5 protein-coding genes and 4 pseudogenes are annotated in these 6,423 nt (G+C 76.1%); 2 read left to right on the forward strand and 7 right to left on the reverse strand.

From position 1 onward, the window contains the following. From RKE29_RS26915 to RKE29_RS26935, 5 genes and pseudogenes are all read right to left on the reverse strand, one after another. Positions 1 to 411: pseudogene (locus RKE29_RS26915) on the reverse strand (hypothetical protein); the annotation flags it as partial. 266 nt (positions 412 to 677) lie between these two features. After that, positions 678 to 1,907: a precorrin-6y C5,15-methyltransferase (decarboxylating) subunit CbiE gene (cbiE, locus tag RKE29_RS26920; protein ID WP_312008267.1), complete on the reverse strand. Its 1,230-nt coding sequence runs from the start codon at positions 1,905 to 1,907 to the stop codon at positions 678 to 680. A gap of 271 nt (positions 1,908 to 2,178) precedes the next feature. After that, a complete protein-coding gene (locus tag RKE29_RS26925; RefSeq protein ID WP_312008268.1) occupies positions 2,179 to 2,826 on the reverse strand; it encodes a GNAT family N-acetyltransferase in 648 nt (215 codons plus the stop codon). Between the two features lie 143 nt (positions 2,827 to 2,969). Next, positions 2,970 to 3,221: pseudogene (locus RKE29_RS26930) on the reverse strand (MetQ/NlpA family ABC transporter substrate-binding protein); the annotation flags it as partial. Between the two features lies 1 nt (position 3,222). After that, a pseudogene (locus tag RKE29_RS26935) lies at positions 3,223 to 4,193 on the reverse strand (methionine ABC transporter ATP-binding protein); the annotation flags it as partial. Positions 4,194 to 4,670: 477 nt separating this feature from the next. Between RKE29_RS26935 and RKE29_RS26940 the strand changes: the two are divergent. Then, on the forward strand, positions 4,671 to 5,039 hold the full coding sequence (locus RKE29_RS26940; protein ID WP_312008269.1) for a hypothetical protein: 369 nt from the start codon (positions 4,671 to 4,673) through the stop codon (positions 5,037 to 5,039). Next, a complete protein-coding gene (locus tag RKE29_RS26945; RefSeq protein WP_312008270.1) occupies positions 5,032 to 5,460 on the forward strand; it encodes a hypothetical protein in 429 nt (142 codons plus the stop codon). The genes RKE29_RS26940 and RKE29_RS26945 overlap by 8 nt, the downstream gene beginning before the upstream one ends. A 54-nt stretch (positions 5,461 to 5,514) precedes the next feature. Here RKE29_RS26945 and RKE29_RS26950 read toward each other — a convergent pair whose 3' ends face one another. Together RKE29_RS26950 and RKE29_RS26955 are read right to left on the reverse strand one after the other, a co-directional pair. Continuing rightward, positions 5,515 to 6,006: a GNAT family N-acetyltransferase gene (locus tag RKE29_RS26950; protein ID WP_312008271.1), complete on the reverse strand. Its 492-nt coding sequence runs from the start codon at positions 6,004 to 6,006 to the stop codon at positions 5,515 to 5,517. Positions 6,007 to 6,144: 138 nt separating this feature from the next. Further along, positions 6,145 to 6,423: pseudogene (locus RKE29_RS26955) on the reverse strand (sigma-70 family RNA polymerase sigma factor); the annotation flags it as partial.

The following is a 6,423-nucleotide window of genomic DNA, read 5'->3' on the forward strand; positions in this document are numbered from 1 at the left end:
GGCGGGCCGGTCCGCGGCAGGCGGCGGCGCGTGCCCGCCCGGGTACTCCGCGGGTGCCGGGGCGGGCCCGCCGCCCGGTGCGGCCCCCGCGTCGGGCGCAGCGTACGCGCCGTGGCCGCCGAGCGGTCCGGGCGCGGCGGACGGCTGCGGGTAGCGGGGCTGCTGTTCGCTCCAGGCGCCCTGCGCGCCCGGCATCAGCAGCAGGTCGTCGTCCTCGCCCGCGTCGTGGTCGGGGGCGGCCTCGTGGGGCTCGCCGAGGTAGCCGAAGGCCGGGTCGGCGGGCACGCCCGGCTGCTGCTGTCCGGGGAAGCCGGGGCCGACGGGGAAGCCGGTGTCGGCGGGCGGCTGTCCGAGCCCGCCGTCCGCGCTCGCCGGCAGCCCCTCGCCCGGGACCTGGCCGGTGTCGGTCATGCGTACCCCTCGCCCATGAGTGCCGTGCTCCTTCCCACCGCCTACCGCCTCCGGGGCAGGCCCCCGGAGCTGACAACGAGCGTGCGCGGCGCGCGGCACGTCCCCCGTGTCTGTCCCCTCGATCCTGCCAAAACCGTGGGGCGCATACCGGCTATTGACGAACAAAGCGCCGAACACCGAGGGCGGTACGGGCGGTACAACAGTCCGCCAGCCTACCCCGGGCCCGGTCGGCGCCCGGCTACCGGCAGGGCGTCCCGGGGCGAAAATCACAGCGGCGGACGGTGTCCGCACAGCAGGAAGCCGACCGCCCGGTCGCGCTCCGTCCAGTCTCCGACGGCCAGTTCGACCGACTGGAGCAGCACGCACTCGACGGCGTACCCGGCTCCCGACAGCGCTCCGCCGACGGCCTCGGCGGCGTCCCGGGTGGCCGCGCGGGTGACGATCCGTTCGGGGCGGCGCGCGGCGCAGGCGGCGACGACGTCCGCTCCCCCGCCGCCGACGCGCACCACGTCGGGTTCCGGGAGGTCTTCGAGCACCTGCGGCGCGGTGCCCTGTACGACGTGCAGTTGGACGCCGCGGGAGCGGGCCAGGGCGGCGGCGCGCGCGCAGGCGTCCGGGTCGCGGTCGACGGCGATGACGGCGGCGCCGAACCCGGCGGCCTCGACCGCCGCGGCGCCGCTGCCGGTGCCGATGTCCCACACCAGGTCGCCGACGCGGGGCCCGAGGCGGGCGAGTTCGGCGGCGCGCTGGTAGGGCGCCTCGCGTTCGCCGGGCGGCGCGGCGCGGCCGGGGGCGGGCAGCGCCCAGCCGCGCAGGGCGGGCGGGTAGCCGGGGTCGTGGCCGGCCAGCCAGCCGCCCGGCGGGCCGCCCGGGGTGCGCGGCGCGGCGGCGGGCGCGCCGCCCAGGACGATGACGACGTTGGGGTCGCGCCAGGCCCGGTCGGCGGCCTTGTCGGAGGTCAGCACGGTGACCTGCTCGCGGTCGGTGCCCAGGGCCTCGCAGACGACGAACGTGCGGTGCACCGGGCCGAGCAGCAGGGCCAGTTCGGCCGGGCCCGCGCCGGGCGAGGTGAGGACGGCGACCTTGGGGTGGGCGCGGCAGACGTTGACCGCGCGGCGCAGGTCGCGGCTGTGGGCGACGACGACGCGCGCGTCGTCCCAGGGCATGCCGGCCCGCGCGAAGGCGGCGGCGACGGACGAGACGGCGGGCACCACCTCGACTTCCAGGCCGTGCTCGGGCGCGCGCAGGGTGCGGACGACGCCGAAGTAGCCGGGGTCGCCGTCGGCGAGTACGACGGCCGAGCCGCGGTGTCCGGCGATGCGGCGGGCCGCCAGGCCGAGGCTGCCGAGCCGGACGCGCTCGGCGCCGGGCGGGACTTCGGGCAGCGCCAGGTGGTGGGCGGCGCCGGCCACCAGGGTCGCCGCGGCGAGGGCGGAGCGGGCCGCGGCCGTCAGCGGGGAGCCGTCCCAACCGATCACCGTGACGCGGTCTGCCATCGTCGTGTGCCTCCCCTGGGCTGTGGTCGTACGGGGTGCGGTCGCGCGTCGCCGCCCGCGGGCGGGTGTGCCGCGGGCCGCTGGTGCGGGCACGCGGAGACTACCCGGCCGGCGGGGTCCGTACGGCGCCGGGGCGCGGCGCGGCGGACGCCCGGCGGACGCCGCCGCCGGCCGCCGGCCCGGACGGGACCGGCGCGGACGCGGCCTGCCGGGCGGTCACCGGCCGGGCGGGCCCGGGTAGGCCGTCCGGGGGCGTGCGGCCGGCGGGGTGTCAGCTCCAGTCGGGGCGGCCGGAGTAGTCGCCGTAGCCGTCCGGGCCGCCCTGCCGGCCGGGGACGCCGTCGAGGTCCTCGGGCAGCAGGCTCCACACGATGAGGTCGGTGCGCACCTCGGCCCAGCCGCCGTCCTCGGTCGGGGTGCGGGCTATCCAGGCGTTGCGCAGCACGCCCTCGCTGATGCAGCCGATCTTCTGGGCGACCTGCTGGGAGGCGGTGTTGCCGGCGGCCGTGCGCAGTTCCAGGCGCTCGAACTTCTGGTCCTCGAACAGCCAGCGGGCGACGGCCAGCGCGGACTCCGAGGCGTAGCCCTCGCCGCGCGCCCAGGGGGCGGTGACGTAGGCGGCCTCGGCGGTCAGGCGGCGCCAGTCGGTGTCGCGCAGGTGCACGGTGCCCACGAGCCGCTGGGTGAGCAGTTCGGTGACGGCGAAGACGATGCCGCGGCCCTCGGCGCGCTCGGCGGGCGCGGTGCGCAGCGCCCACGCGCGGGCGTGGTCCACGGTGTAGGGGTGCGGGACCGTGGTCCAGGCGGTGACGGACTCGTCGTTCATCATCTCCGTGAGCGCGGGCACGTCGGCTTCCTCGAACGGGCGCAGCACGAGCCGGTCCGTACTGATGGAGATGTCCGGGAAGGTGGGTGTCATGCGACGCTCCGTAACCGGGATCCGAGGCTCTGGGGAGAGCCCAGCATGCAGCATCGGCCCGGCGGGCCCCATCGCGGGGGCGCGGGCGCGCCGGCCGGCGCGTGGTGGAAGGGGCGCGGACCGACGCTCCCGCGGTGCGGCCGTCAGGATCCGGTGACCGGCAGGACCGACCCCTGGTACTTCTCCTGGATGTACTTCCGCACCTCGGGCGAGGTGCGGAGGTCAGCGAGCTTCTTCACGCGCGCGTCGTCCTCGTGGCCCTTCTTGACGGCCAGGAAGTTGGCGTACGGGTTGTCCTTGGCGGGCTCCAGGAGCAGCGCCTGCGTGGCGGGCTTCAGGCCGGCTTCCAGCGCGTAGTTGCCGTTGATGACGGCGGCTCCGACGTCGTCGAGGGTGCTCGCGCAGGAAGCCGATGGGCACGACGTTGTCCTCGAACCGGCCGGGCAGCTCGACGCGCATCCGGCCGGCCTGCCCGCCGGCCACCGTGTCCACGGCCGCGTCCAGGATCGCGACGTCGATGTCGTACCTGCGCGACAGCCGCGACAGCACCGGCCGGGTCGCGGCCTCGCCCTGGAAGGTGAGGTCCAGCACGGTGCGGCCGGGGCCGGTGGGCCGTCCGTCGAGCGGGAACAGCGCCCGCGCCAGCTCGGAGCCCGGCGTGGCCAGCAGGTCGGAGACGGTGCCCGACTCCACGATCCGCCCGTCGCGCATCAGCGCGGCCGAGTCGCAGATCGTCTTGACCACGTCCATCTCGTGGGTGATGAGCAGGACGGTCAGCCCGAGCCGCTGGGCCAGGTCGCGCAGCAGGCGCGGGATCGAGCGGGTGGTCTCCGGGTCCAGGGCCGAGGTGGCCTCGTCGGACAGCAGCACCTTGGGGTCGCCGGCCAGGGCGCGGGCGATGCCCACGCGCTGCTTCTGGCCGCCGGACAGCTGCGCGGGGTAGGCGGTGGCCTTGTCGGCGAGACCGACCAGGTCCAGCAGCTCGGCGGCCCGCCGGGCGCGGTCCCGGCGGGACACGCCGAGGATCTCCGGCGGCAGCTCGACGTTGCCGCGCACGGTGCGCGAGGACAGCAGGTTGACGTGCTGGAAGACCATGCCGATGCGGCCGCGGGCCCGGCGCAGGGCCGCCGGGCTCCGGTGGCCGCGCCCGGCCAGTGCGGTGAGGTCCCGGCCGGCCACGGCGACCGTGCCGGAGGTGGGGCGCTCCAGGAGGTTCACGCAGCTATGAGGGTGGACTTGCCCGCGCCGCTGCGGCCTACGACGCCGTACACCTCGCCTTCCGTCACGTGCAGGTCCACGCCGTCGAGGGCGGCGACCTCGCGGCCTTGGGAGCGGTAGACCTTGGTCAGGCCCGTCATGGTGATCACTGGGATCTCCGTCGCTGTCGAGCGCGGCGGCACGTCGGCCGCCGCGCGGGCGTGTGCGGAGCATGTCGGGAGGAGGTACGCGCGGGACGGCGCGGGGTCGCGGCCGGGCCCGCCGGCAGCGGACCGGGAAGGAGAGCGGGGCGCCGCGCGGGCGGGCCGCGGAGAGCGGGCTGTCAGCCGTCCGTGGCGGGGCGCCGGCCCGGACACGGGCGGCCGTGGCCGGAGCGACACCGACAACGAGCACCGGGCGTCGGGATCGCCTCGGTCGCACAGGTGCGGGTGCTCGTCGTGGTCATGGCCGCCAGTAAAGCAGACGACCGGGAGAACCGATCGGCGCTTTCCGCATACGGACATCCCTGTCCGGGGCGTGGACAGCCGCTGGTCCGGGCCGCGCGCGGGCCCGGGCGGGGCTGCGATTAGAGTCGTCCCCATGCTCGCCAAGCCCTGTCCGGGCCGCCGCACCGCGCGGAGGTCCCGTTGATCGACGTGCTGACGGTCGTGGTCGGCGTGGCCTCGCTGCTGCTGGCCGCGTGGTGCGGCCTCGCCTTCCGGCGGGACGAGCCCACCAAGGACTGGCACTTCATCGGCATGGCCGTGGTGTTCGCGCTGGCCCTGGTCCAGCTGGTGGCCGGGGTGGTGCTGCTGACGCGCGGGGACCGGCCCGACCAGGGGGTGGCGATCTTCGTGGCGTACCTGCTCGGCTCGGCCTTCGCCGTGCCCGCGGCGGCGCTGCTGTCGCTGTCCGAGCGCACCCGCTGGGGCTCGGCGACGGTGGCGGCGGCGGGCCTGGTGATGGCCGTGCTGGAGGTACGGCTGTACGACATCTGGGGAGGCGGCGGTGTCTGAGTCGGCTGAGGCCGGGGCGGCGGCGCGGCCGGCGCCCGCGGCCGGCCGGGGGCCGGGCAGGCTGCTGGTGATGCTGTACGGGGTGTTCACGGTGGCGGCGGCGTCCCGCTCGGCCTACCAGCTCGCCGCCCAGTACGACGAGGCGCCGCTGGCGTACGTCCTCTCGGCGGTCTCCGCGGTGGTGTACGCCTTCATCCTGGTGTCGCTGGTGCGCGGCGGGGAGGGCGCCCGCAAGGCGGCGCTCGTGGCGTGCGCCGCGGAGCTGGCCGGGGTGCTGGCCGTCGGCACCTGGACGCTGGTGGACCCCGGTGCCTTCCCCGACCAGACGGTGTGGTCGGACTACGGCATGGGCTACCTGTTCATCCCCGTCCTGCTGCCCGTCACCGGCCTGCTCTGGCTGCGCAGAGCCCGCCGGGACTGATCCCCGGCGGGCCCTGGGCGCTGCCTTCGGTGTCCGGTGCCTTCGGTGTCCGGGTCAGGCGCTCGCGGCGTACGCGGCCTTCTCCATCGTCACCAGGCTCAGGCGGCGGCTGACCTCCTCGGTGCCGACCTGCGCGTACCCGTACTTGCGGTACAGGCGGAGGTTGCCGTCGCTGCGGTGGCCGGTGAACAGGCGGTACCGCTTGGCGTCCCGCTCCGCCGCCAGCCGGTCCTCGATGGCCGCCAGCAGCCGCCCGCCCAGCCCGTGCCGCTGCATGCGCGGGTGGACGATCAGCTTCTCGATGGCGGCCGTGCCCGTGTCGTCCACGCTGCCGCGCACCGAGCCGACGACCTCCTCGCCGAGCCGGGCCACGAGCACACAACCCTTGCCCAGTTCGGCGCGGAGGTCGTCGAGGGTCTGCGTGAGCGGTTCGATGGAGTAGTCGCCGTACAACTCGGCCTCGCGCTGGTAGCACAGGTACTGGAGTTTGAGGATCTGCTCGGCGTCGCGGTCGGTCGCCGGAGAGATGGTCACGCTCATGCCCATGTGCGCATGCCTCCCCAATGTCATGGTCCGCCCGGCCGCGATGAGGGTGGGCGCGACCGGGTCGATGGCCTGGTGGAGCCGGCGCGCGCGGCGCGCCGCCTCCGAGGCGCCGATTGTCTAACGCTCCTTTCCCCGAAGTTAAGGAGCTGCAACCTCCGCCGCGAGCATTCTGCGCAGGCAACTCAGGCATCGGGAACGGACCGGCCCCAGACTGCCCTGTGACATTCCCAACTCACCCGCGATCTCGCGGTACGTCGGGTCGGACGGCGACAGCAGGGCGTCCAGCAGCGCCGGGCAGCGGCCGGGCAGCCTGCGCACCGCGGCGCGCAGCGCGCGGCCGGTCTCGGCGGCCAGCACCGCCTGTTCGGCGCAGTCCGCGGCCCCGCCGCCGGGGCCGCCGACGGCCGGGTCGTGGGG

This window comes from Streptomyces sp. B1866 (assembly GCF_031932565.1).
Classification (GTDB): Bacteria; Actinomycetota; Actinomycetes; order Streptomycetales; family Streptomycetaceae; genus Streptomyces.